The organism is Rhizobium beringeri, from assembly GCF_004306515.1.
Lineage (GTDB): Bacteria > Pseudomonadota > Alphaproteobacteria > Rhizobiales > Rhizobiaceae > Rhizobium > Rhizobium beringeri.
Map to the genome: position 1 here is coordinate 412,317 of NZ_SILG01000003.1, position 23,436 is coordinate 435,752.

A 23,436-nucleotide genomic window follows, 5' to 3' on the forward strand; every position below is an offset into this window, starting at 1 on the left:
GCCAGGTGTGAAGAGTGTCAATCAAGTGGGAGGATGAAAGCATGAAACTCGCAAAGAAACTTGCAATCGGCGTGGCATTTGCCGTCGCCATGATGGCCGGCACGGCAAGTGCTGCCGACATCAAGATCGGTCTCGTCGTCAAGTCGCTCGGCAACGGCTTCTTCGATGCTGCCAACAAGGGCGCGCAGGAAGCTGCCAAGGAACTCGGCGGCGTCGAGGTCATCTATACCGGTCCGACGACGACGACGGCCGAAGGCCAGATCGAAGTCATCAACTCGCTGATCGCCCAGGGCGTCAGCGCCATCGCGGTTTCGGCCAACGATCCCGACGCGCTCGTTCCGGCGCTGAAGAAGGCTACACAGCGCGGCATCAAGGTCATCTCCTGGGATTCCGGCGTCGCACCTGAAGGCCGTATCCTTCAGCTCAACCCGTCGTCCAACGAGCTGATCGGCAAGATGTGCCTGACGCTCGTCAAGGACCATCTCGACGGCGGCAAGGGTGACTTCGCCATCCTGTCGGCAACGACCACCTCGACCAACCAGAACATCTGGATCGACCAGATGAAGAAACAGCTCAAGGACTTCCCGGGCCTCAACCTCGTCACCACAGTCTATGGCGACGACCTCTCGGACAAGTCCTATCGTGAAGCCGAGGGCCTGCTGAAGGCGAACCCGAACATCAAGGTCATCGTCGCTCCGACGACGGTCGGCGTTCTCGCCGCGTCGAAGGTCGTCGAAGACAAGGGCCTCGTCGGCAAGGTCTACGTCACCGGTCTCGGCCTGCCGTCCGAAATGGCCGGCGCGATCAAGTCGGGCGCCACGAAGGAATTCGCCATCTGGAACCCGATCGATCTCGGCTACTCCGCAACGCAGATCGCCTATCGCCTCGTCAAGGGCGAGACCGACGGCAAGCCGGGCAGCGAGATCGAAGCCGGCCGCATGGGCAAGATCAAGGTCGGCGACAACGGTGAAGCCGCCATGGCCGATCCCTTCGTCTACAATGCTTCGAATATCGACCAGTTCTCCAAGGTCTTCTGATCGGGAGCCGACGCATAAAAGCCCGGCGGCCTGATGGCCGCCGGGATTCTCATTCGACACTGGTAGAAGCTTGATGAACGCTGCCTTTCAACAAACCGCCACGGACAGCAAAACCGGTGATGCGCCCGCCATTCTGGAAATGCGCGGCATCTCCCAGATCTTTCCGGGCGTGAAGGCGCTCGACAATGTCAGCATCGCACTGCATCCCGGCACGGTGACTGCGCTGATCGGCGAAAACGGCGCCGGCAAATCGACGCTCGTCAAGATCCTGACCGGCATCTACAGGCCGAACGAAGGCGAGATCCTGGTCGACGGCCAGCCGGTGACCTTTGCCAGCGCCCAGGCCGCAATCGACGCCGGCGTCACCGCCATCCATCAGGAAACCGTGCTGTTCGACGAACTGACGGTTGCCGAAAACATTTTCCTCGGCCATGCGCCGCGCACACGTTTGCGCACCATCGACTGGCAGGCGATGAACAGCCGCGCCAAGGCGCTGCTGACCGCGCTCGAAAGCAATATCGATCCGACAATCCGGCTGAAGGACCTCTCGATCGCGCAGCGCCATCTGGTGGCGATTGCGCGCGCTCTGTCGATCGAGGCCCGCATCGTCATCATGGACGAACCGACGGCAGCCCTTTCCCGCAAGGAGATCGACGATCTCTTCCGCATCGTCCGGGGCCTGAAGGAAAAAGGCAAGGCGATCCTCTTCATCAGCCACAAGTTCGACGAGGTGTACGAGATCGCCGACGATTTCGTCGTCTTCCGCGACGGCCGCGCCGTCGGCCAGGGCCGGCTCAAGGAAACGCCGCAAGACGAGATCGTCCGCATGATGGTCGGCCGCGACGTCGAGAATGCCTTTCCGAAGGTCGACGTCGCCATCGGCGGCCCGGTGCTCGAGATCCGCAATTACAGTCACCGCACGGAATTCCGCGACATCTCCTTCACCCTGCGCAAGGGCGAGATTCTCGGCATATACGGCCTGATCGGCGCCGGCCGTTCGGAACTGTCCCAATCGCTCTTCGGCATTACCAGACCGCTCTCCGGCACCATGATGCTCGAAGGCAGCGAAATCACCATCCATTCGCCGCAGGATGCGATCCGCGCCGGCATCGTCTATGTGCCGGAGGAACGCGGCCGCCACGGGCTGGCGCTGCCGATGCCGATCTTCCAGAACATGACGCTGCCCTCGCTTGCCCGCACCTCGCGCCGGGGCTTCCTCAGGGCGGCAGAAGAATTCGCGCTCGCCCGCAAATATGCCGAGCGGCTGGACTTACGCGCCGCGGCCCTTTCCGTCCCGGTCGGCACGCTCTCCGGCGGCAACCAGCAGAAGGTCGTCATCGGCAAATGGCTGGCGACGGCGCCGAAGGTCATCATCCTCGATGAACCCACAAAGGGCATCGACATCGGCTCGAAGGCAGCCGTGCACGGCTTCATCAGCGAACTCGCCGCCGAGGGCCTGTCGATCATCATGGTCTCGTCCGAACTGCCCGAGATCATCGGCATGTCGGACCGCGTCCTGGTGATGAAGGAAGGTCTCGCCGCCGGAATTTTCGACCGCGCCGAGCTGTCGCCGGAAGCGCTGGTGCGCGCCGCCACCGGCAATGCATGAGGCCCGCAATGCATAAGGTAAGAGCATGGCAAGACTGATCAGAAAACGCGAAACCCTGCTGTTCCTCATCATCGTCGTGATGATCGCGATCTTTTCGACGCGCGCTGCCGATTTCGCAACGCCGGAGAATCTCGCCGGCATTTTCAACGATACCTCCATCCTGATCATCCTGGCGCTCGCGCAGATGACGGTCATCCTGACGAAATCGATCGACCTTTCGGTTGCCGCTAACCTCGCCTTCACCGGCATGGCGATCGCGATGATGAATGCCGCCTATCCCGACCTGCCGCTCGTCGTGCTCATCCTTGCCGCGATCGTCATCGGCGCCTGCCTCGGCGCCATCAACGGCTTTCTCGTCTGGGCGCTCGAAATCCCGCCGATCGTCGTGACACTCGGCACGCTTACCATCTATCGCGGCATGGCCTTCGTGCTTTCGGGCGGGGCATGGGTCAACGCCCACCAGATGACGCCGATCTTCCTGTCGGTGCCGCGCACGCCGATCCTCGGCCTGCCCGTTCTCGGCTGGGTTGGCATTGTCATCGTGCTTCTGATGTATGTTGTGCTTCGATACACTCAGTTCGGCCGCTCGGCCTATGCGACCGGCGGCAATCCGACTGCGGCGGTCTATGCCGGCATCGATACGGGCTGGACGAAATTCTTGGCCTTCGTTCTGTCGGGCGCCTTGGCCGGCCTTGCGAGCTATCTCTGGGTGTCGCGTTATGCCGTCGCCTATGTCGATATCGCCAACGGCTTCGAGCTCGACAGCGTCGCGGCCTGCGTCATCGGCGGCATCTCGATTGCCGGCGGCGTCGGCTCGGTCGCCGGCACCGTGCTCGGCGCGCTTTTCCTTGGCGTCATCAAGAATGCGCTGCCGGTGATCGGCATTTCACCCTTCACGCAGATGGCGATCTCCGGAACCGTCATCATTCTCGCCGTCGCCTTCAACGCCAGGCGTGAGCGCAACCGCGGCCGCATCATCCTGCGCGACCGCGCCGCAGCCGAGATCAGAACGGAGGCCGCAGCATGAGCACCGTGTCCACACACGAAAAGCGGGTCATCCCCGACCGCCTCGGCACGCCCTTCCGCCGCATCGCCGCGAGCTGGGAAGTGCTGCTCTTCGCCGTCGCCGTGCTGATCTTCATCTTCAATTCGCTCGCCTCGCCCTATTTCCTCGATGCCTGGAACCTTTCGGACGCCACCTTCAATTTCACCGAAAAGGCAATGATTGCCTTCGCCATGGCGCTGCTCGTCATATCAGGTGAGATCGACCTCTCGGTCGCCGCGATCATCGCGCTCGCCTCGACGGCAATGGGCGCGGCAGCCCAGGTCGGCATCGGCACACCGGGCCTGGTCGCGATCGGCATCGGCACCGGCCTTGCCTGCGGCATCTTCAACGGCGTTCTGGTCTCGGTGCTGAAACTGCCGTCGATCGTCGTCACCATCGGCACGATGAGCCTTTTCCGCGGCATTTCCTATATCGTCCTCGGCGACCAGGCCTACGGCAAATACCCGGCTGATTTCGCCTATTTCGGCCAGGGCTATGTCGTCTGGGTATTCTCCTTCGAATTCGTGCTCTTCATCGTGCTGGCGATCCTCTTCGCCGTGCTGCTGCATGCGACGAATTTCGGCCGGCAGGTCTATGCGATCGGCAACAACGACTTCGCCGCCCGCTTCTCCGGCATTCCGGTCGAGCGCGTCAAATTCATCCTCTTCCTGTTGACCGGCGTCATGAGCGGCGTTGCCGCCGTCTGCCTGACTTCACGCCTCGGCTCGACCCGGCCGTCAATCGCCCAGGGCTGGGAACTCGAGGTCGTCACCATGGTCGTGCTCGGCGGCATCTCGATCCTCGGCGGTTCCGGCACCATCGTCGGCGTCGTCATCGCCGCCTTCGTCATGGGCCTCGTCACCTTCGGCCTCGGCCTGCTGAACGTGCCCGGCATCGTCATGTCGATCTTTATCGGCCTACTTCTGATCATCACCATCGCCATCCCGATCATCGCCCGCCGCATCAAGGTCATGAGCTCCCGATGACTTTAGAAAAACACGCCTTCAAAATGCAGCTCAATCCCGGCATGGAAGCCGAATACCGCAAGCGGCATGACGAGATCTGGCCGGAACTGGTCGATCTCCTGCACAAGTCAGGCGCCCGCGACTATTCCATCCATCTCGACCGCGAGACCAACACGCTGTTCGGCGTGTTGACGCGGCCCGCCGACCACACGATGGCAAGCCTGCCGGACCATCCGGTCATGAAGAAATGGTGGGCGCACATGGCCGATATCATGGCGACCAATCCCGATAATTCGCCGATCCAGAGTGACCTGGTCACCCTCTTCCACTTGCCATGAACGCCACCTCCTATCGCCGCATCGCCGTCCTCGATATCGGCAAGACCAATGCCAAGGTCGTCGTGCTCGACAGCGAGACGGGCGCCGAGATCGCCGTCCTGAAGCGGCCGAATATCGCGATCAAATCCGGTCTCTATCCGCATTACGACGTAGAGGCTCTCTGGTCCTTTGCGCTCGATGCATTGAAGAGCCTTGCGCGCGAGCCTGGCTTTGACGCCATTTCGATCACCACCCATGGCGCATCCGCAGCACTCCTTGCCCGAGACGGCGCGCTTGCCATGCCTGTCATCGACTATGAACACGAATATCCGCAGGAAATCCGCGATGCCTATACGCGGCTGCGCCCCTCTTTCGACGAAACCTTCTCGCCGCACCTCGCGATGGGCCTCAACGTCGGCGCGCAGCTGCACTACCAAAAGACCGCCTTTCCCGAGGAATTCGCCAAGGTTGCGACCATCCTCACCTATGCGCAATATTGGACGGCACGGCTGACCGGCGTCACCGCCAATGAGTTGACTTCGCTCGGCTGCCATACCGACCTCTGGAACCCGAGGGCCGGCAGCTATTCCTCACTCGTCGACAGGCTCGCCATTCGCGACCTCATGGCGCCGATCCGCTCCGCCTTCGATGCGCTCGGCCGCGTTCTTCCCGACATTGGCGCAGAGCTCGGCCTTACCGCAGCCGTGCCGGTCTATTGCGGCATTCACGATTCCAATGCCTCGCTGCTGCCGCATCTGGTCCATCGGGAAGCGCCCTTTGCCGTCGTCTCGACAGGCACATGGGTCATCAATTTCGGCGTCGGCGGCGATCTCGATCATCTCGATCCGAGCCGCGATGCGCTCGCCAATGTCGATGCCTATGGCCGGGCCGTCCCCTCCTCGCGTTTCATGGGCGGCCGTGAATTCGAGATCCTTTCGGCCGAGATCGGCCCTGTCGACGAAAATGCCGCCCAGGCAGCAATCGGCCCCGTCATCGGCAAGGGCATGATGCTCCTGCCGAATATCGCGCCCGGTTCCGGGCCGTTTCCGGGAAAAGCAAGCCGCTGGATTGGAGCCGAAGAGGCAAGCCGCGAGGAGCGCTCTGCCGCTGCCTGCCTCTATCTCGCTTTGATGACCGATGCCTGCCTCGGACTAATCGGCGCCAAAGGCCCTGTTATCGTCGAAGGGCCTTTTGCCCTCAATGGGACCTATCTCAAGCTGCTCGCCGCTCTAACCGGCCGCGAGGTTATGGCCCTTCCGGGTTCGACCGGCACCAGCCAGGGGGCGGCCCTTCTCACCGGCATCCGGCCGGTGTCGGGTGCCGAGACGCATATTGCGCCGACCGATATCCCGGGGCTGGCCGCCTATCGCACCCGCTGGTACGCGGCGATGGAATAGGAGTCTTTCCAAAAGCGGCCTTGTTCGTCCCTGCCTTCTCGTTAGTGTGGCACCTCGAAAATCAGGTCGAGGAGATAGCATGACAGAGACATTCGATCCGCGCACGGTCGCAGCCAGGCTTCACAGCCTGCGCGAGGCCGGCAGGCAGGAGGCAACGGACAGTTTCGCGCTGCCAGCCGATCTCCCTCAGGCGATGGAGGTGCAGAATTTGCTCACCGCTGCAGACGGTATTTCCAGCAATGCCTGGAAGGTGACGGTCTCACCGCAGGGCCAGGCGGTCACCGCTCCGCTGCATCCCTATGCCGAAGCCGTCACCGGCGCTGATATTCCCTGGTATCCGGGCCTGAAATTCGAAACCGAGATCGCCGTCCGTCTCGGCAGTGATCTGCCGGTCCGCACAGGCGTTCCCTACAGCCGCGCCGACGTGGTCGAGGCGATCTCCGCGGTCTATCTCGGCGCCGAGCTGCTGGTGAGCGCAGTTAGGGAAAGCGGCAGCGTTTCCTTTCTGCTATTCGTCGCCGACCGCCTCGGCAATAGTGGCTATGTGCTCGGTCCGAAGCTCGAAAAAAGCGTTGTCGACACCGTCGGCGGAACGCCGCTCAAGGTCACCCATGCCGGCCGCACGATCTATGATGGTCCGGCACAGCATCCGAAGGGCGATGTTCTCACCTGGCTCGTCGATTACGCCAATGACGGCTTGCGCCCCGAGACATCGCTGAAGTCAGGTGCGCTCATCACCACAGGCACGTTGAGCGGCGCGATCGAACTGACCGAACCCGGTGCGATCGGCATCGAACTCGGCAACAGCAGGCTCAGCTTCTCGGTATCGAAGGCTTGATTGACTCCGTGCCGCTTACGCCTTCTCGCGAAACATCTCGATGATGGCGGAAAAATCCCTTCCGCCATTGCCCTGCTTCTCGAAGAGCGCGAAAAGCTGTGCTGCTTCCGCGCCGAGCGGCGTGGAGGCGCCGCTGGTCAGCGCCGCCTCCTGCGAAAGCCTGAGATCCTTCAGCATAAGTGCCGCCGCAAAACCCGGTCTGTAGTCATTATTCGCAGGCGAAGTCGGCACCGGCCCGGGCACCGGGCAATAGGTATTGATCGACCAGCACTGGCCCGACGAGGTCGAGGCGACGTCGAACAGCGCCTGATGCGAGAGACCAAGTTTCTCGGCGAGCACGAAGGCCTCGCAGACGCCGATCATCGAAATGCCGAGGATCATATTGTTGCAGATCTTCGCCGCCTGGCCGGCGCCGGCCTCGCCGCAATGGACGATCTTTTTTCCCATCGCCTCCAGGATCGGCTTGGCCTTGGCGAAGGCCTCTTCCGAGCCGCCGGCCATGAAGGTCAGCGTGCCAGCAGTCGCCCCGCCCGTGCCGCCGGAGACGGGAGCGTCGAGCGACAGGCAGCTTGCGGCCTTGGCCATCTCATGCGCCTTGCGGCTGCTGTCGACGTCAATGGTCGAACAATCGATGACCAGCGTGCCTTGCGCCGCCGACTGCAGGATATCGGTCCAGGCGGTCAGCACGTGTCTGCCCTGCGGCAGCATGGTGATGATGATCTCCGCGTCCTTGACCGCCTGGCTGGCATGACTTGCCGGTTTGACGCCGCTCTCCTCGGCCGCCTTCAGCACCGACGCCGCAAGGTCGAAGCCAAAGACTTCATGACCTGATTTGACCAGATTGGCCGCCATCGGCCCGCCCATGTTGCCAAGCCCGATGAATGCGATCCTTGCCATGGTCTTCTCCCTATCGATTGTCTTCGAGGATCATTGCTGCCGCTTTTTCGGCGATCATGATCGTCGGCGAATTGGTATTGCCCGAGGTGATCGACGGCATCACCGAGGCGTCGGCGATCCTCAGCTTGCCGAGCGCGCGGAATCTCAGCCTGGGATCGACGACACTGTCCCTGTCGGCGCCCATGCGGCAGGTGCCGACGGGATGGAAGATCGTCGTGCCGATATCGCCCGCCGCCCGCTCCAGATCGGCCTCCGTCTGATAGGCAGGCCCCGGCTTGAATTCCTCCGGCCTGAAACGGGCAAATGAAGGCTGCGCGACGATCCTGCGCGTCAACCGTATTGAACGGACAGCTATGTCACGATCGCGCTGCGTCGAGAGGTATTTCGGGCTGATCGTCGGCTGGGCGGCAAAATCCGGGCTGGACAGGTGCACCGATCCTCGGCTTTCCGGCCTGAGATTGCAGACGCTCGCGGTGATCGCCGGGAAAGGATGGACGGGGTCGCCGAACTTCTCCAGCGACACCGGCTGCACGTGATATTGCAAGTCCGGCGTCTCCCGGTCCGGACCCGATCGGGTGAAGATACCGAGCTGGCTCGGCGCCATCGCCATCGGCCCGGAGCGGCGGACGAGATATTCGAGCCCGATCGCCGCCTTGCCGATCAGCTTGGTCGCCTTCTCGTTCAGCGTCGGAACGCCCGTGACCTTATAGGCCAGGCGCAGTTGCAGATGGTCCTGCAGGTTCTCGCCGACACCCTTCACCTCGGTGACGACATCGACACCCGCTTGGCTGAGAACATCGCCCCGGCCGATGCCTGACAGTTCCAGTATATGCGGCGAACCGATCGAACCGGCCGAAAGGACGGTTTCTTTCGTGGCATAGGCGCGTTTCGCCACGCCACCATGCTGGAATTCAACTCCGGCAACGGCCCCCTCCTCCACCAGCAGCCGCCGGACCTGTGCCTTGATCAGGACGGTCAGGTTGGAGCGTTTCATCGCCGGGCGCAGGAAGGCCTTCGAGGTGTTCCAGCGGATGCCGGAACGCTGGTTGACGTCGAAATAGCCGGAACCTTCGTTGCTGCCGCGGTTGAAATCCGCAGTCTCAGGGATGCCTGCTTCCCTGGCCGCCTGCTGAAAGGCATCGAGCACGGCCCAGCGCACACGCGCCTTCTCGATGCGCCATTCGCCGCCGGCACCATGCATCTCGTCTTCGCCGCGATAAAAATCCTCGGACTTGCGGAAGAAGGGCAGAACATCGTCCCAGCCCCAGCCGCTGCAGCCCATCTGCCGCCAGAGGTCGTAATCGCGCGCCTGGCCGCGCATGTAGATCATACCGTTGATCGACGAACAGCCGCCGAGAACCTTGCCGCGCGGATAGCTCAGCGCCCGGCCGTTCAACCCCGCCTCCGGCGCCGTGGTGAAGCACCAGTCGGTCCGCGGATTGTTGATGCAATAGAGATAACCGACCGGAATATGGATCCAATGGTAGTTGTCGCTGCCGCCGGCTTCGAGCAGCAGCACCCGGCTCCTGCCATCGGCGGACAGCCGGTTGGCGAGCACGCAGCCGGCGCTGCCTGCCCCGATGATGATGTAGTCGTAGCGATCCATGTGCCCTGCACGAAACTCCAGATGCTTGCCGCTTCCCTCTCCCCGCAGCACGGGGAGAGGAAGAGTCGCAGCGCCGCTGCCCGTCTCTTTCCCCGGGGGAAGAGAGATTCTTTCCCGGAAAAAGAGAGGTCCGCCCGTTCAGCGGCGATAGACGAAGCCCAGTTTCCGCCCCAGCCGCGAGGCGTAGAATTCGCCGATGATGCCGCGGCGGAAGATCAGCACGCAGACCATGAAGACGATGCCGGTGATGATCGTCACCGGGAATTCCGATGTGGCCAGGTAGTTTTCCAGCGCCACCACCAGCCCGGCGCCGAAAAGCGGGCCGATCAGCGTGCCGATGCCGCCAAGCAGCGTCATCAAGATCACCTCGCCCGACATCTGCCAGGCGACGTCGGTCAGCGTGGCAAACTGGAAGACGATCGATTTCACCGCACCCGCGAGCCCCGCAAGCGCTGCCGACATGACGAAAGCGCCGAGCTTGTAGCGCGCTACGGAATAACCGAGCGAGATCGCCCGCTGCTCATTTTCGCGGATCGATTTCAGGATCATGCCGAAGGGTGAATTGATGAAGCGCCAGATGATCAAGACGCCAATGATGAAAACAGCCAGCACGAAATAATACATGTTGGTCGAGCTGTTCAGATCGATAAAGCCGAAGAGATGGCCCCGCGGCACGGACTGGATGCCGTCCTCGCCTTCTGTGAACTCCGCCTGCAGGCAGAAGAAGAAGAACATCTGCGACAGCGCCAGCGTGATCATCGCGAAATAAATGCCCTGACGGCGGATGGCGAAGAAACCCATGACCAGGCCGAGAAACGCCGCACCCACCACCCCGATCAGAATGCCGAGTTCCGGCGGCAGGCCCCATGTCTTCACCGTATAGGCGGTGAAATAGGCCGCTCCCCCGAAGAAGGTGGCGTGGCCGAAGGAAAGCAGGCCGGTATAGCCGAGCAGCAGGTTGAAGGCGCAGGCAAAGAGCGCGAAGCAGAGCAGCTTCATCAGGAAGATCGGATAGAAGAAAAACGGCGCCAACAGCAGAAGCAGCAAGCCCGCCAGCAGAAAACCCGCCTGCACCGAAAGGGCGGTTCGGTTTTTTTCCGTTCGGATGGTTTCGGTGACGTCAGCCATGTCAAGCATCCCGTCCGAAGAGGCCCGCGGGCCTGATGAGAAGCACGATCGCCATGATGACGAAGATCACGATGTTGGAAGCCTCGGGATAGAAGACCTTGGTCAGGCCCTCGGCGATGCCGAGCACATAACCGGTGATGATCGCGCCCATGATCGATCCCATCCCGCCGACGACGACCACGGCGAAGACGACGATGATCATGTTCGATCCCATCAGCGGCGAGACCTGGTAGATCGGCGCCGCCAGCACGCCGGCAAAGGCGGCAAGACCCGCGCCGAGCGCGTAGGTGAGCGTCAAGAGCACCGGCACGTTGACGCCGAACACCTGCACCAGCACGGCGTTTTCCGTAGCGGCGCGGAGATAGGCGCCGAGCTTGGTCTTCTCGATCAGCAGCCAGGTGCCGAGGCAGACGACAAGCGAGACGACCACCACCCAGCCGCGATAGATCGGCAGGAACATGAAGCCGAGGTTGGCGCCGCCGGCAAGCGCTGCCGGCGTCGCATAGGGCTGGCCGGAAGAGCCGTAGAGATAGCGGAAGGTGCCCTCGACCGCGAGCGCCAGCCCGAAGGTGAAGAGCAGGCCGTAGAGCGGATCGAGATCGTAGAGCCGGCGCAGGAAGAGCCGCTCGATAATAGCGCCGGCAAGGCCGACAATAACGGGCGCCAGGATCAGCGACGGCCAGTAGCCGATGCCGGCATAGGTCAGCAGCAGGTAGGCGACGAAGGCGCCGAGCATATATTGCGCGCCATGGGCGAAGTTGATCACCCGCAGCAGGCCGAAGATGATGGCGAGGCCGAGGCTGAGCAGCGCGTAGAACGAGCCGTTGATCAGGCCGATCAGCAGCTGGCCGAACAGCGCCTGCAGGGGAATGCCGAAGATCATCGTCATCTGGTCACACTCCCAGAACTTTGTGCAGCGTATCCATGCGCTGCGGCAGTTCACCGACCGGGAATTCCGACACCATCTGCCCATGATCCATCAGATAGAAGCGATCGGCAATACGGCTGGCGAAACGGAAGTTCTGCTCGACGAGCAGGATCGTCATGCCGCGCTCCTTCAGCGTCTTCAGCACCTCGCCGATGCGCTGGACGATCACGGGGGCAAGCCCCTCCGTCGGTTCGTCGAGAATGAGCAGCCTGACGCCGGTGCGTAGGATTCGGGCGATCGCCAGCATCTGCTGCTCGCCGCCGGAAAGCTTGGTGCCCGGACTGCCGCGGCGCTCATAGAGATTGGGGAAGAGCTCGTAGATTTCGTCGAGCGTCATCCCACCGCTTGCCACGACAGGCGGCAGCAGCAGGTTTTCCGAAACGGTGAGCGTCGAGAAGATGCCGCGCTCCTCCGGCACGAAGCCGATGCCCCGATGCGCCGTCTTGTGCAGCGGCACCTGCATCATATCGCTGCCGGCAAAGCTGATCTTGCCCTTACGGGCACGCACGATGCCGGTGATGGTGCGCAGCGTTGTCGTCTTGCCGACGCCGTTGCGGCCGAGAATGGTGATCGTCTCGCCTTCACCGACGCGCATATCGACGCCGTGCAGGATATGGCTTTCGCCGTACCAGGCATTGAGCCCCTGGACTTCGAGGAGAGCGGCCATCAATGCTCCTCCGTACCCATATAGGCCACGCGTACGCGCTCATCCTGGCTGACGGTCGCATAATCGCCCTCGGCGAGGATTTCGCCGCGCTGCAGCACGGTGACATGCTGGCAGATATTGGCGACGACGGAGAGATTGTGTTCGACCATCAGCACCGCCCGCTCACGGGCGACCTCGCGGATAATCGATGAGACGACGCCGACATCCTCCTGCCCCATGCCGGCCATCGGCTCGTCGAGCAGCAGCACTTTGGGATCGAGCGCCAGCGTGGTGGCGATTTCCAGCACGCGCTTGCGGCCATAGGAAAGATCGGCGGCGATGTGATCGCGCTCCTTGGAAAGCCCGACGCTGGCCAGCAGTTGCTCGGCGCGCTCGTTCAGCCGGTCGAGCGCCGAAATCGGCCGCCAGAACTGCGTGGAAAGATTGTTCGGCCGCTGCAGCGCCACACGGACATTGTCGAGAACGCTCAGGTGCGGGAAGACCGCCGAGATTTGGAAAGAGCGCACCAGTCCCATGCGCGCCACCTTGTCGGGCGGCGTCTTCGTGATGTCGACGCCCATCAGCGTGATGGTGCCCGCCGTCGGCTGCAAGAATTTCGTCAACAGGTTGAAGACTGTGGTCTTGCCGGCGCCGTTCGGGCCGATCAGCGCATGCACGCTTGCGTCATGCACGTCGAGATCGACATTCTTGACGGCGGTGAAGCCGCCGAAATCACGGCGCAGGCCGCGGGCGGACAAGACCACCCGCGGCTTTTCGTGAGTTTCAATTGCGGAAACCGCCATCGTGCTTACTTCACCAGATCGCAGCCGCTCTTGGCGGGATCGATATAGGCTTCCTTGCCGGGAATGGTGGCGAGCACGTTGAAATAATCCCACGGCTCCTTGCTTTCGGAAGGCTTCTTGACCTGCAGCAGGTACATGTCATGGATCATGCGGCCATTGGCGCCGACTGTGCCGCCGCGGCCGAAGACGTCATCGACCGGCATTTCATGCAGCTGCTTGGCGACGGCTTCCGTCTCGTCGGTGCCGGCCTTCTCCACCGCCTTCAGATATTGCGTCACTGCCGAATAGGTGCCGGTGTGGATCATATTCGGCATCTTGCCGGTGCGGGCGAAGAACTTCTTGGCGAAGGCGCGGCTTTCGTCGTCGCGATTCCAGTAAAAACCTTCCGTCAGCGTCAACCCTTGAGCCGCTTCGAGGCCGAGACCATGGACTTCAGCCAGTGTGAAAAGCAGCGCCGCCAGATGCTGGCCGCCCTGGGTGATGCCGAATTCGGCCGCCTGCTTGATGGCGTTCGAGGTGTCGAGGCCGGCATTGGCAAGGCCGATCACCTTGGCGCCGGATGATTGCGCCTGCAACAGGAAGGACGAGAAGTCCTGGGTCGAGAGCGGATGGCGGACGGCGCCGACGACCTTGCCGCCGCTTGCCTTGACGTAATCGCTGGTCTGCTGCTCCAGTGAATAACCAAAGGCATAGTCGGCGGTCAGGAAGAACCAGCTGTCGCCGCCCTGCTTGACGAGTGCGCCGCCGGTGCCGACGGCGAGTGCATGCGTGTCATAGGCCCAATGGAAACCATAAGGCGAGCAGGCCTTGCCGGTGAGATCAGTCGTCGCAGCACCCGTGACGATGTCGATCTTCTTCTTCTCCTTGCCGATCGCCTGCACGGCGAGCGCCACCGACGAGGTCGTCAGTTCCATGATCGCATCCACCTGCTCAGTGTCGTACCACTGGCGGGCGATGTTGGAGGCGATATCAGGCTTGTTCTGGTGGTCGGCATCGACGATCTCGACTGGAACACCCAGGACTTTGCCGCCGAAATCCTCGACCGCCATCTTGGCGGCTTCGACGGAGGACTTGCCGCCGAAATCGGCATAGACACCCGACTGGTCGTTCAGGATGCCGATCTTGACCTTGCCGTCGGTCGCGCTCTGCGCGAGCACCGCTGTGCTGCTTGCAAGCAGAAATGCAACTGATGCAATGAGATTCTTTCGCATATGATCTCCTCCCAGAGATTGGCCAGATTGCGGATCTGTTCAAATTTGGCCAGCCGCACTCCTCAGAACGACGGACCCTCACCTTACGATCACGGAAATTCCGCCCTGAGGCAACGGGTGATTTACAACTAATTCCAAACAGTATCTGTTCGTTTTTGAACAGAGGGGACCGCGATGAACAATCCACCGCAGTTTACTTGGGACGATCTGCAGTTTTTTCTAGCCGTCGCCCGCACTGGACAGCTGTCGACGGCGGCCCGCCAACTGCGCTCCAGCCATGCCACCGTCTCGCGCCGCATCGACCGGCTGGAGTTCACCCTCAAGGTCAAGCTGTTCGAGCGCAATCCGCGCGGCTACGTGCTGACCGCCATGGGCACGCGCTTCGTCGAGACGGCCGAGAAGATGGAGCAGGAGACCGAGCGGCTGCGCGCCGACCTCGCCGCCGGCTCGATGGCGCAGCGCGGCCTGGTGCGACTGAGCGCGCCGGAGGGTTTTGCCAATTTCTTCTTCGCAACCGTGCTGCCGCAGTTTGCCGCCCAGCATCCGCATCTCTCGCTCGAACTGGTGACGATCCAGCAGATCATGTCGCTGTCGCGCAAGGAGGCCGATCTTTCCGTCGTGCTCGATGAGCCGAAGGGCGGGCCGTATTTTGCCGAGAAGCTGACCGATTATCATCTGCAGATCTATGGCTCGCGCGACTATCTGGCGAAGGCCGCGCCGATCACCTGCCGCGAAGACCTGCTTGAGCATCCCTTCGTCAGCTATATCGAGGAGATGATTTTCGCGCCGGGCCTGGATTATCTGGGCGATGTGCACCCGCGCATCAAGCCGCAGTTCCAGAGCTCCAGCATCTTCGCACAGCTCACCGCCACCAGAAACGGCCTCGGCCTCTGCATCCTGCCCTATTTCTTCGCCAGCCGTTATCCCGAACTGGTGCGCGTGCTACCAGACGAGATCGACCTCAAGCGCCATTACTGGATCACCTGCCATCGCGACCTGAAACAGGCGCCACGCGTGCGCGCCGTCATCGATTTCCTGCGCGAGGCGGTGCGCGGCGAAGATGCGCGCTTCGTGCCGCCCTATGTCACGGCTGCCGGTCCGGCGCGCCGGACAAGAGCGGATGTTTAATTAGAGCATGATGCCGTCCGAAACCGATACAGTTTTCGGCATCATGCTCTGGTTACTTCAGGAATTCGGCCCGGTGCGGGGTGAATGCATCGATCAGCCGGCCCTTTTCGAGCGCCTTGACGCCATGGACCAGATTGGGGGGCACGATGAAGCTGCCGCCCTGCTTGAGCACCTCGGTCCGGCCATCGATCGTCACTTCGAAACTGCCTTCGGCGACGTAGCTGGCCTGGATGTGCGGATGCGAATGGGCCGCACCCACGGCGCCGCTTTCGAAAGCCACTTCCACCATCATCATCTCGGGCAGATAGGTCATGATGCGCCTGACGACGCCGGGCTCGGGATTGACCCATTCGGCGCCTTCGGCCGATACGAACAGATCGCTTGACGACATTTCCGCCTCCTCGTTCCAGAATCGATCGCGGGCAAAGTGGATCATGCCGACGCTTTTGAAAAGATGGCGCGGCCGGTCTTTTCGAGACTGCCGCCTTCTGTTGACGCGATGGGCTGGCGGGTCTATGGCCAACTTAAGCGAGGCAAGCCAGAACCGGGATGAGGAGACGCGGCCATGCAGCATACGCGCGAAGTTTTCGACTGGGCCGATCCGTTCCGGCTGGTGGAGCAGCTGACCAGTGAAGAGCGCATGGTGCAGGACACCGCCCACGCCTATGCGCAGGAAAAGCTTGCGCCCCGTGTTCTCGACGCCTTCCGCAATGAAAAGACCGATCCTGAGATCTTCCGCGAAATGGGCGAACTCGGCCTGCTCGGCCCGACGATCTCGCCGGATTATGGCGGCGCCGGCCTCGGTTATGTCGCCTACGGCCTGATCGCCCGCGAAGTCGAACGGGTCGACAGTGGCTATCGTTCGATGATGAGCGTGCAGTCCTCACTCGTGATGGTGCCGATCGAAACCTTCGGCTCCGAGGCGCAGAAGCTGAAATACCTGCCGAAACTCGCCACCGGCGAATGGATCGGCTGCTTCGGCTTGACCGAACCCGATCACGGCTCCGACCCCGGCTCGATGGCGACACGCGCCAAGAAGGTCGACGGCGGCTACAGCCTGACCGGCTCAAAGACCTGGATCTCCAACGCGCCGATCGCCGATGTCTTTGTCGTCTGGGCAAAGACCGAGGATGACCTCATCCGCGGCTTCATCCTCGAAAAGGGCTGGAAAGGGCTTTCGGCTCCCGCCATCCACGGCAAGGTGGGCTTACGTGCCTCGATCACCGGCGAAGTGGTGATGGACGGGGTCTTCGTGCCTGAAGAAAACCTTCTGCCTGATGTGACCGGCCTCAAGGGACCGTTCACCTGCCTTAACTCGGCCCGCTTCGGCATCGCCTGGGGCGCGCTCGGTGCTGCCGAGGATTGTTATGCGAGAGCCCGGCAATATACGCTGGAGCGCAAGCAGTTCGGCCGTCCGCTTGCTGCCAACCAGCTGATCCAGAAGAAGCTCGCCGACATGGTGGCGGAGATCTCGCTCGGCCTTCAGGGCTGCCTGCGGCTTGGCCGCATGAAGGAGGAAGGCCATCCACCGGTGGAGTTGACCTCGATCCTCAAGCGCAACAGTTGCGGCAAGGCACTAGAGATTGCGCGGGCGGCCCGCGACATGCTTGGCGGCAACGGCATCTCCGACGAATTCGGCATCGCCCGTCACCTCGTCAACCTCGAAGTGGTCAACACCTATGAGGGCACCCACGACATCCACGCGCTGATCGTCGGCCGGGCGATCACCGGCATCGCTGCCTTTGCAAACTAGGCCGGCTGCCGGGGAAGGCGAATTGCCACGCGCCTGACAATGTGCAACCTTCCCTGACGACGGCAAGAGCCGGCAAAAAGGGGATCGCCGCATGTTTCTGCTTCTTGCATTGCTGATTGGTGTCATTGCCGGGCTTCGCGCCATGACGGCGCCGGCCGCCGTCGCCTGGGGCGCGGCGCTTGGCTGGTTTGATGTCTCGCAGACGCCGCTGGCCTTCATGGGTTACAAGTGGACGCCCTGGATCTTCACGCTTCTCGCCGTCGTCGAACTAATCACCGACCAGCTACCGTCCACGCCGTCGCGCAAGGTGCCGGTGCAGTTCGGCGCCCGCATTGTCACGGGCGCGCTGGCCGGTGCCACGATCGGTGCCGCCAGCGGCCTGCTGTTCGGCGGGCTGATCGCCGGGGTGATCGGCGCCATCATCGGCACATATGGAGGCGCCGCCGTCCGCGGCAGGCTTGCCGCCTCCTTCGGTAAGGATCTGCCGGCCGCTCTCATCGAAGATGCCGTTGCCGTCATCGGCGCGCTGCTGATCGTGGCTGTGTCATGAAGAGCTTCGACGCCATCGTCATCGGGGGCGGCCAAGCCGGCCCCTTCCTCGCCGCCCGCATGGTCGAAAAGGGCATGAAGGTGGCGCTGATCGAGCGCAAGTTCCTCGGCGGCACCTGCGTCAATGCCGGCTGCATGCCGACGAAGACGCTGGTCGCCAGCGCCCGCGCCGCCTATGTCGCGAGAAACGGCGCCGTTTACGGCGTCAATATTCCGGGTGAGATCGCCATCGACATGAAGGTGGTCAGGGCCCGTGCCGAAACCGTGACCATGAATGCCCGCAACGGCCTGATCGGCTGGTTCGCCGGCATGGACGGCATGACCGTGATCTACGGCCATGCCCGTTTCGAGGACCCGAAGACCGTCAGCGTCAACGGCGAGACGCTGACCGCGCCGCGCATCTTCCTCAATGTCGGCGCGCGGCCGGTCATCCCCGACCTGCCGGGGATCAACGATATCGATTACCTCACCAGCACCTCGATCATCCATCTCGACACGCTGCCCCGGCATCTGGCCGTGATCGGCGGCAGTTATATCGGGCTGGAATTCGCGCAGATGTATCGCCGCTTCGGCGCCGAAGTCAGCGTCATCGAGCATGGCCCGAAGCTCGCATCGCGCGAGGACGAGGATATTTCAGACGCGATCGCCGATGTCCTGCGCTCGGAAGGCATCGACATTCATACCGGCGTCAGCGACATCGCCTTCGCCAGAAGCAGCGACGCAATAACGGTCGCCACCGATTCAGCGAGGATCGATGCGAGCCATGTACTGATCGCCACTGGTCGCAAGCCGAACACCGACGATCTCGGCCTCGATGCCGCCGGCGTCATCACCGACAAGCACGGCTATATCACCGTCGACGACAAGCTCGCCACCAATGTCGAGGGCATCTGGGCGCTCGGCGACTGCAACGGCTACGGCGCCTTCACCCACACCTCCTACAATGATTTCGAGATCGCCGCCGCCAATCTGCTCGACGGCGACGATCGCAAGGTCTCGAGCCGCATCCTGGCCTATGCGCTTTATATCGACCCGCCGCTTGGCCGCGTCGGAATGACGGAGAAGCAGGCGCGTGCCTCCGGACGCAAGATCATGATCTCAACCCGGCCGATGAGCCGCGTCGGCCGCGCCAACGAGCGCGGCGAGACCAAGGGCTTCATGAAGGTGATCGCCGACGCCGAGACTAAGAAAATTCTCGGCGCGGCGATCCTGGGCATTGAAGGCGACGAGGTGATCCACGGCATCATAGACGCGATGAATGCAGGAACAACCTATCCCGCACTGCAATGGTCGGTGCCGATCCATCCGACAGTGTCGGAGCTGATCCCGACGCTGCTTGGGGATTTGAAGCCGGCTTAGCTATGAACTGATGCTCGAAATCGACAGCTGGAGGCGGGCTGAGTGTCTATCGAACTGCTGATCGAGCACTACGGCCTGTTGGCGATATTTCTGGGTGCAGCCTTCGAAGGCGAAACGGCCGCCTTCCTTGGCGGCGTCATTTCCCACCGCGGGCTGCTGACCTATTGGTCGGCGTCGCTTGCTGCAACGGCAGGATCCTTCGCGGGCGATCAGTTCTGGTTCTTCGCCGGCCGTTATGCGGCTCGATGGGGTCTCGTCCGCCGGCTGATGGAAAGACCGGCGCTCGTCCGCGCAACCCGGCTTCTGGAAAGATATCCGACCGGCTTCATCCTTGCGTTTCGTTTTCTTGTAGGGTTGCGGACGATCAGCCCGATCGTCATCGGGACAACACGAATAGCGACCGGTAAATTCATCATCCTGAATGCCGCAGCCGCGCTGGTGTGGGGGCAGCTTTTCACGGCGCTCGGTTACTTGTTCGGGCACGGCATCCAACAGACATTGGGCCACCTTCCGCTTCATCGCCATCTGCTAATCGCAGTCGGAGCCGCGGCTGTCGTTGCAGGCGCGGCTCTTGCCTTTCGCAAGATGAAACTGAGCGCGAGGCACTCATAGAAGCGCTGTGCGCCTCTATTCCATCACGATCTGCAGCTTCACGTCGCTCGGCCGGGCCTCGACGGCGCGATCGAACGCCTTGATCGAATCTTCGAATGTGAAGGTCTCGGAAATCAGTGGCTTCAGATCGACGCGACCCGAGCCGAGCAGCGCGATCGAGCGCTCATACTGGTGCGCGTAGCGGAACACCGTCTCGATGCGGATTTCCTTGGTGGATGCCGTTGAGACGTCGAAGCCGATCGGGTTGACCGGCAGGCCGACGACGACAATAACGCCACCCGGGCGCGGCAGCGCCATGATCGTCTCCCAAGCCTTCGGCGAACCGGAGCATTCGAAGACGACATCGGCGCCCCAGCCGTCGGTCAGTCGGCCGACCTCTTCGACCAGGTTCTTCTCGCGGATATTGACCGGAATGACACCCTGGTACTGCGCGGCGATATCGAGCTTCGGCTGGGCGAGATCGGCAACGATCGCGCGGGCGCAGCCGCCGGCAAGAGCCGCGATCGCCACCATCGTGCCGATCGGCCCGGCGCCGAGGACGACGGCAGTGTCGCCCGGCGTAATCTTCGCCTTGGCGGCCGCCTGCATACCGACGGCGAAGGGCTCGACCATCGCGCCTTCGGCAAAGCTGACATTGTCGGGTAGTTTGAAGGTGTAATTGGCGGGATGCACGACCTCTGGCGTCAGCACGCCGTGGATCGGCGGGGTCGCCCAGAAGGTCACGGCCGGGTCGATATTGTACAGGCCGAGCCGGCTTGCCTTGGAATTCGGATCGGGAATGCCAGGCTCCATGCAGACGCGGTCGCCGACTTTCAGATGCGTGACGCCGGCGCCGACCTCAACCACCGTGCCCGCCGCCTCATGACCGAGCACCATCGGCGCGTTGACGATGAAGGGGCCGATCTTGCCGTGGGTGTAATAATGCACGTCCGAACCGCACACGCCGACGGTGTGGATCCTGATCTTCACCTCGCCGGGGCCGGTTTCGAGCGGCAGATCGATATCACGAAGCGCAAGCTCATGCTGGCGCTCGAGGACAAGCGCACGGACTTTGGTCATCATCGGTTTCCTTCCCTAATGGCTTGCCCATGACTCCATCGGGCAGCGTCGAAGCTGACTATAAGGCCCGAAGCCTTCCCAATTCAACCAGATTGCGAAGGCTTTTGCTCAACAAATGAAAAAATGCTCACTCTGACTTGCCGAGGCTCAGTGCCGGCAACGGCCCGTCGGGAAACAGCGCCAGCCGGGTCCGATGGCGAGCGGCCTCGGAAGGGCATTTATAAGATTTTTATATAGATGGCCTGTCGTCCGTCTCGAACCTTTATGCACTTCGGTTCCATATTGATGTCCGAGAGATCGAAAAGATCATCTCCACGCCAGAAAGCATGAAAGGCGGCCTCCCAGCGCCCTTTGTCTTGTCTGACTCCAAGAAGAACAACAGGAGTCACGATCATGATGGATATCATTCTACTCGGCACCGCGATCATATTCTTCGCGCTGTGCTTTGCCTACACCCGAGCTTGCGACAGGCTTTGACAGGAGAAGCGACGATGACCCTCGATTATGTCTTGAGCGGTGCCGTAACCGTGTTTCTCACGGTTTATCTCACCTACGCTCTCCTTCGCCCAGAACGCTTTTGAAGAGAACTGGCGCTTCTGAGGTCGCGCATGCGCGACCGAGAAGCAGCCGGGTATTGAAAGTTACCCCAAATGACCCTCAACGGATGGCTTCAGATCCTGCTTTACTGCGGGATCGTCCTCGTGCTCGTCAAACCGCTCGGCGGTTACATGACGCGTGTCTACAATGGCGAGCGCACATTCCTTTCCCCGGTCCTCGTTCCGATCGAACGGGGGCTTTACCGTATTGCGGGCACCAGCGAGCGCGAGGAGCAGCATTGGACCTCCTATGCCTTCGCGATGCTGATGTTCAACCTGCTCGGTATCCTCGTGCTTTACGCGCTGCTGCGCCTGCAGGACATCCTGCCCTATAATCCGGCCGGCATGGCCGCCGTCCCGCCGGAGCTTTCGTTCAACACCGCCGTCAGCTTTCCCACAAACACCAACTGGCAGAATTACGGCGGCGAAAGCACGATGTCGTACCTGATCCAGATGGCCGGTTTGACGGTGCAGAACTTCTTGTCGGCCGCGACCGGCATGGCGATCGCTGTCGCCTTCATCCGTGCCTTCTCGCGCGCGTCGGGCAAGGCGATCGGCAACTTCTGGGTCGATATGATCCGCGGCACCTTCTACATCCTGTTGCCGATCTGCATCGTGCTGACACTGGTCTTCGTCTATCTCGGCGTGCCGCAGACGCTCGGGCCCTATGCCAATGCGACCACGCTCGAAGGCGCGCAGCAGACGATTGCCGTCGGCCCCGTCGCCTCGCAGCTTGCGATCAAGATGCTCGGCACCAACGGCGGTGGCTTCTTCAACGCCAATTCGGCCCATCCGTTCGAAAATCCCGACGCGATCTCCAATCTTATCCAGATGGTGTCGATCTTCGCGATTGGTGCGGCTTTGACCAACGTCTTCGGCCGCATGGTCGGCAACCAGCGCCAGGGCTGGGCGATCCTGGCCACGATGGGCGTGCTGTTCCTCGCAGGCGTCATCATCACCTATTGGGCGGAAGCTGCCGGCAATCCGCTGATGCATGCCTTTGGTCTGGGTGGCGGCAATATGGAAGGCAAGGAGGTTCGCTTCGGCGTCGCCCTATCCTCGCTCTTTGCGGTCATCACCACGGCGGCCTCGTGCGGCGCCGTCAATGCGATGCACGGCAGCTTTACCGCGCTCGGCGGCCTCGTCCCGCTGATCAACATGCAGCTCGGCGAAGTCATCGTCGGCGGTGTCGGCGCGGGCTTTTACGGCATCCTGCTGTTCATCATTGTCGCCGTCTTCGTCGCCGGCCTGATGGTCGGCCGAACGCCGGAATATCTTGGCAAGAAGATCGAGGCGAAGGAAATGAAGATGGCCGTTCTCGCCATTCTCTGCCTGCCGCTCGCCATGCTGGTCTTCACCGCGATCGCCACGGTGCTTCCAAGCGCCGTCGCCTCGATCGGCACCGCCGGCCCGCACGGCTTCTCCGAAATCCTCTATGCCTATACCTCGGCTGCGGCCAACAACGGCTCGGCTTTCGGCGGTCTCACGGGCAATACGCCTTGGTACAACGTGACCCTCGGCATCGGCATGCTCGCCGGCCGCTTCCTGGTCATCATCCCCGCACTTGCGATCGCCGGCTCGCTGATCGCCAAGAAGTCGGTTCCGGCCTCGGCAGGCACCTTCCCGACGGATGGTCCGCTCTTCGTCGGCCTGCTCGTCGGCACGATCCTGATCGTCGGCGGCCTGACCTTTTTCCCGGCCTTAGCGCTCGGCCCTGTCGTCGAGCACCTGGTCATGATCGCCGGCCAGACCTTCTGAGGTGATGCCATGATCCTGCGCGACAGGCTTCGCAACGCCTTCCACCCTCGTCCCGGTGCGCTGGGACGAGGGAATGGCCCGACGGCCCGCGCCACCGACATCATCCTGGTGATGATGGCAGGCCTCCTCGTCATCGCCGCCGTCTTCAAAATCCTACAGGGCTGACCGGTTGCCGGTTCGCCATCCTCGTTTCAA

At 62.1% G+C, this 23,436-nt stretch carries 24 protein-coding genes; 15 read left to right on the forward strand and 9 right to left on the reverse strand.

Annotated features, from left to right (window positions below):
- The first annotated feature begins 41 nt into the window (after positions 1–41).
- From rhaS to ELH03_RS29480, 7 genes are all read left to right on the forward strand, one after another.
- Positions 42–1,037: a rhamnose ABC transporter substrate-binding protein gene (gene rhaS, locus ELH03_RS29450; RefSeq protein WP_018497178.1), complete on the forward strand. Its 996-nt coding sequence runs from the start codon at positions 42–44 to the stop codon at positions 1,035–1,037.
- Positions 1,038–1,110: 73 nt separating this feature from the next.
- Complete coding sequence (locus ELH03_RS29455) at positions 1,111–2,646, forward strand: sugar ABC transporter ATP-binding protein (RefSeq protein WP_105009478.1); 1,536 nt, start codon at positions 1,111–1,113, stop codon at positions 2,644–2,646.
- Positions 2,647–2,671: 25 nt separating this feature from the next.
- The gene (locus ELH03_RS29460) at positions 2,672–3,673 is read left to right on the forward strand and encodes an ABC transporter permease (protein ID WP_018483424.1); all 1,002 of its coding nucleotides are present in this window, start codon (positions 2,672–2,674) and stop codon (positions 3,671–3,673) included.
- Positions 3,670–4,677, forward strand: coding sequence for an ABC transporter permease (locus tag ELH03_RS29465; protein WP_128404828.1), 1,008 nt, complete (start codon positions 3,670–3,672; stop codon positions 4,675–4,677). Before ELH03_RS29460 ends, ELH03_RS29465 begins: the two co-directional genes overlap by 4 nt.
- Positions 4,674–4,994 carry an L-rhamnose mutarotase gene (rhaM, locus tag ELH03_RS29470; RefSeq protein WP_128409996.1) on the forward strand — a complete coding sequence of 107 codons (321 nt, stop codon included), beginning with the start codon at positions 4,674–4,676 and terminating at the stop codon, positions 4,992–4,994. Before ELH03_RS29465 ends, rhaM begins: the two co-directional genes overlap by 4 nt.
- Positions 4,991–6,370, forward strand: a complete 1,380-nt coding sequence (locus tag ELH03_RS29475) for an FGGY-family carbohydrate kinase (protein WP_128409995.1) — start codon at positions 4,991–4,993, stop codon at positions 6,368–6,370. Before rhaM ends, ELH03_RS29475 begins: the two co-directional genes overlap by 4 nt.
- A gap of 79 nt (positions 6,371–6,449) precedes the next feature.
- Positions 6,450–7,208 (forward strand): fumarylacetoacetate hydrolase family protein, encoded by a 759-nt coding sequence (locus tag ELH03_RS29480; RefSeq protein ID WP_130767138.1) that lies wholly within the window; start codon positions 6,450–6,452, stop codon positions 7,206–7,208.
- A 15-nt stretch (positions 7,209–7,223) separates the two neighbouring features.
- Here the strand turns inward: ELH03_RS29480 and mmsB are convergent, their stop codons facing one another.
- The 7 genes from mmsB to ELH03_RS29515 form a co-directional block, all read right to left on the reverse strand.
- On the reverse strand, positions 7,224–8,105 hold the full coding sequence (gene mmsB, locus ELH03_RS29485; protein WP_128409993.1) for a 3-hydroxyisobutyrate dehydrogenase: 882 nt from the start codon (positions 8,103–8,105) through the stop codon (positions 7,224–7,226).
- Between the two features lie 10 nt (positions 8,106–8,115).
- Positions 8,116–9,711 (reverse strand): GMC family oxidoreductase, encoded by a 1,596-nt coding sequence (locus tag ELH03_RS29490; protein WP_130767139.1) that lies wholly within the window; start codon positions 9,709–9,711, stop codon positions 8,116–8,118.
- 138 nt (positions 9,712–9,849) lie between these two features.
- The gene (locus ELH03_RS29495; protein ID WP_128409991.1) at positions 9,850–10,839 is read right to left on the reverse strand and encodes a branched-chain amino acid ABC transporter permease; all 990 of its coding nucleotides are present in this window, start codon (positions 10,837–10,839) and stop codon (positions 9,850–9,852) included.
- 1 nt (position 10,840) lies between these two features.
- Positions 10,841–11,728, reverse strand: a complete 888-nt coding sequence (locus ELH03_RS29500; RefSeq protein ID WP_003547797.1) for a branched-chain amino acid ABC transporter permease — start codon at positions 11,726–11,728, stop codon at positions 10,841–10,843.
- Positions 11,729–11,732: 4 nt separating this feature from the next.
- Positions 11,733–12,434, reverse strand: coding sequence for an ABC transporter ATP-binding protein (locus ELH03_RS29505; RefSeq protein WP_128404835.1), 702 nt, complete (start codon positions 12,432–12,434; stop codon positions 11,733–11,735).
- Positions 12,434–13,216: an ABC transporter ATP-binding protein gene (locus ELH03_RS29510; protein ID WP_128409990.1), complete on the reverse strand. Its 783-nt coding sequence runs from the start codon at positions 13,214–13,216 to the stop codon at positions 12,434–12,436. The genes ELH03_RS29505 and ELH03_RS29510 overlap by 1 nt, the downstream gene beginning before the upstream one ends.
- A 5-nt stretch (positions 13,217–13,221) precedes the next feature.
- A complete protein-coding gene (locus ELH03_RS29515; protein ID WP_018246520.1) occupies positions 13,222–14,427 on the reverse strand; it encodes an ABC transporter substrate-binding protein in 1,206 nt (401 codons plus the stop codon).
- Positions 14,428–14,601: 174 nt separating this feature from the next.
- Between ELH03_RS29515 and ELH03_RS29520 the strand changes: the two genes are divergently transcribed.
- Complete coding sequence (locus ELH03_RS29520; protein ID WP_128404837.1) at positions 14,602–15,555, forward strand: LysR family transcriptional regulator; 954 nt, start codon at positions 14,602–14,604, stop codon at positions 15,553–15,555.
- A 52-nt stretch (positions 15,556–15,607) separates the two neighbouring features.
- Here ELH03_RS29520 and ELH03_RS29525 read toward each other — a convergent pair whose 3' ends face one another.
- Positions 15,608–15,946, reverse strand: coding sequence for a cupin domain-containing protein (locus tag ELH03_RS29525; protein WP_011655128.1), 339 nt, complete (start codon positions 15,944–15,946; stop codon positions 15,608–15,610).
- 174 nt (positions 15,947–16,120) lie between these two features.
- On the opposite strand from ELH03_RS29525, the gene ELH03_RS29530 reads away from it, so the two are divergent.
- The 4 genes from ELH03_RS29530 (at position 16,121) to ELH03_RS29545 (ending at position 19,828) form a co-directional block, all read left to right on the forward strand.
- Entirely contained in the window at positions 16,121–17,308 is a 1,188-nt protein-coding gene (locus ELH03_RS29530; RefSeq protein WP_128409988.1) for an acyl-CoA dehydrogenase, read from the forward strand.
- 91 nt (positions 17,309–17,399) lie between these two features.
- On the forward strand, positions 17,400–17,858 hold the full coding sequence (locus ELH03_RS29535) for a DUF4126 family protein (RefSeq protein WP_128404839.1): 459 nt from the start codon (positions 17,400–17,402) through the stop codon (positions 17,856–17,858).
- Positions 17,855–19,216: an FAD-containing oxidoreductase gene (locus tag ELH03_RS29540; protein ID WP_130767140.1), complete on the forward strand. Its 1,362-nt coding sequence runs from the start codon at positions 17,855–17,857 to the stop codon at positions 19,214–19,216. The genes ELH03_RS29535 and ELH03_RS29540 overlap by 4 nt, the downstream gene beginning before the upstream one ends.
- A 42-nt stretch (positions 19,217–19,258) precedes the next feature.
- Positions 19,259–19,828, forward strand: a complete 570-nt coding sequence (locus ELH03_RS29545) for a DedA family protein (protein ID WP_128404841.1) — start codon at positions 19,259–19,261, stop codon at positions 19,826–19,828.
- A gap of 15 nt (positions 19,829–19,843) precedes the next feature.
- On the opposite strand, the gene ELH03_RS29550 is transcribed toward ELH03_RS29545, so the two are convergent.
- Positions 19,844–20,887, reverse strand: coding sequence for an NAD(P)-dependent alcohol dehydrogenase (locus ELH03_RS29550; RefSeq protein WP_128404842.1), 1,044 nt, complete (start codon positions 20,885–20,887; stop codon positions 19,844–19,846).
- Positions 20,888–21,378: 491 nt separating this feature from the next.
- Between ELH03_RS29550 and ELH03_RS29560 the strand changes: the two genes are divergently transcribed.
- The 3 genes from ELH03_RS29560 to ELH03_RS37605 all read left to right on the forward strand — a co-directional run bounded on the left by ELH03_RS29560 (position 21,379) and on the right by ELH03_RS37605 (position 23,406).
- The gene (locus ELH03_RS29560) at positions 21,379–21,468 is read left to right on the forward strand and encodes a K(+)-transporting ATPase subunit F (RefSeq protein ID WP_003547774.1); all 90 of its coding nucleotides are present in this window, start codon (positions 21,379–21,381) and stop codon (positions 21,466–21,468) included.
- Positions 21,469–21,537: 69 nt separating this feature from the next.
- On the forward strand, positions 21,538–23,241 hold the full coding sequence (gene kdpA / locus ELH03_RS29565; RefSeq protein WP_128404843.1) for a potassium-transporting ATPase subunit KdpA: 1,704 nt from the start codon (positions 21,538–21,540) through the stop codon (positions 23,239–23,241).
- Positions 23,242–23,250: 9 nt separating this feature from the next.
- On the forward strand, positions 23,251–23,406 hold the full coding sequence (locus ELH03_RS37605) for a phosphoenolpyruvate carboxylase (RefSeq protein WP_164902556.1): 156 nt from the start codon (positions 23,251–23,253) through the stop codon (positions 23,404–23,406).
- Positions 23,407–23,436: the final 30 nt, after the last annotated feature.

Coding starts and splice junctions, on each gene's coding strand:
- rhaS (WP_018497178.1), top strand. CDS start 42: ATGAAACTCGCAAAGAAACTTGCAATCGGCGTGGCATTTGCCGTCGCC.
- ELH03_RS29455 (WP_105009478.1), top strand. CDS start 1,111: ATGAACGCTGCCTTTCAACAAACCGCCACGGACAGCAAAACCGGTGAT.
- ELH03_RS29460 (WP_018483424.1), top strand. CDS start 2,672: ATGGCAAGACTGATCAGAAAACGCGAAACCCTGCTGTTCCTCATCATC.
- ELH03_RS29465 (WP_128404828.1), top strand. CDS start 3,670: ATGAGCACCGTGTCCACACACGAAAAGCGGGTCATCCCCGACCGCCTC.
- rhaM (WP_128409996.1), top strand. CDS start 4,674: ATGACTTTAGAAAAACACGCCTTCAAAATGCAGCTCAATCCCGGCATG.
- ELH03_RS29475 (WP_128409995.1), top strand. CDS start 4,991: ATGAACGCCACCTCCTATCGCCGCATCGCCGTCCTCGATATCGGCAAG.
- ELH03_RS29480 (WP_130767138.1), top strand. CDS start 6,450: ATGACAGAGACATTCGATCCGCGCACGGTCGCAGCCAGGCTTCACAGC.
- mmsB (WP_128409993.1), bottom strand. CDS start 8,105: ATGGCAAGGATCGCATTCATCGGGCTTGGCAACATGGGCGGGCCGATG.
- ELH03_RS29490 (WP_130767139.1), bottom strand. CDS start 9,711: ATGGATCGCTACGACTACATCATCATCGGGGCAGGCAGCGCCGGCTGC.
- ELH03_RS29495 (WP_128409991.1), bottom strand. CDS start 10,839: ATGGCTGACGTCACCGAAACCATCCGAACGGAAAAAAACCGAACCGCC.
- ELH03_RS29500 (WP_003547797.1), bottom strand. CDS start 11,728: ATGACGATGATCTTCGGCATTCCCCTGCAGGCGCTGTTCGGCCAGCTG.
- ELH03_RS29505 (WP_128404835.1), bottom strand. CDS start 12,434: ATGGCCGCTCTCCTCGAAGTCCAGGGGCTCAATGCCTGGTACGGCGAA.
- ELH03_RS29510 (WP_128409990.1), bottom strand. CDS start 13,216: ATGGCGGTTTCCGCAATTGAAACTCACGAAAAGCCGCGGGTGGTCTTG.
- ELH03_RS29515 (WP_018246520.1), bottom strand. CDS start 14,427: ATGCGAAAGAATCTCATTGCATCAGTTGCATTTCTGCTTGCAAGCAGC.
- ELH03_RS29520 (WP_128404837.1), top strand. CDS start 14,602: ATGAACAATCCACCGCAGTTTACTTGGGACGATCTGCAGTTTTTTCTA.
- ELH03_RS29525 (WP_011655128.1), bottom strand. CDS start 15,946: ATGTCGTCAAGCGATCTGTTCGTATCGGCCGAAGGCGCCGAATGGGTC.
- ELH03_RS29530 (WP_128409988.1), top strand. CDS start 16,121: ATGCAGCATACGCGCGAAGTTTTCGACTGGGCCGATCCGTTCCGGCTG.
- ELH03_RS29535 (WP_128404839.1), top strand. CDS start 17,400: ATGTTTCTGCTTCTTGCATTGCTGATTGGTGTCATTGCCGGGCTTCGC.
- ELH03_RS29540 (WP_130767140.1), top strand. CDS start 17,855: ATGAAGAGCTTCGACGCCATCGTCATCGGGGGCGGCCAAGCCGGCCCC.
- ELH03_RS29550 (WP_128404842.1), bottom strand. CDS start 20,887: ATGACCAAAGTCCGTGCGCTTGTCCTCGAGCGCCAGCATGAGCTTGCG.
- ELH03_RS29560 (WP_003547774.1), top strand. CDS start 21,379: ATGACCCTCGATTATGTCTTGAGCGGTGCCGTAACCGTGTTTCTCACG.
- kdpA (WP_128404843.1), top strand. CDS start 21,538: ATGACCCTCAACGGATGGCTTCAGATCCTGCTTTACTGCGGGATCGTC.
- ELH03_RS37605 (WP_164902556.1), top strand. CDS start 23,251: ATGATCCTGCGCGACAGGCTTCGCAACGCCTTCCACCCTCGTCCCGGT.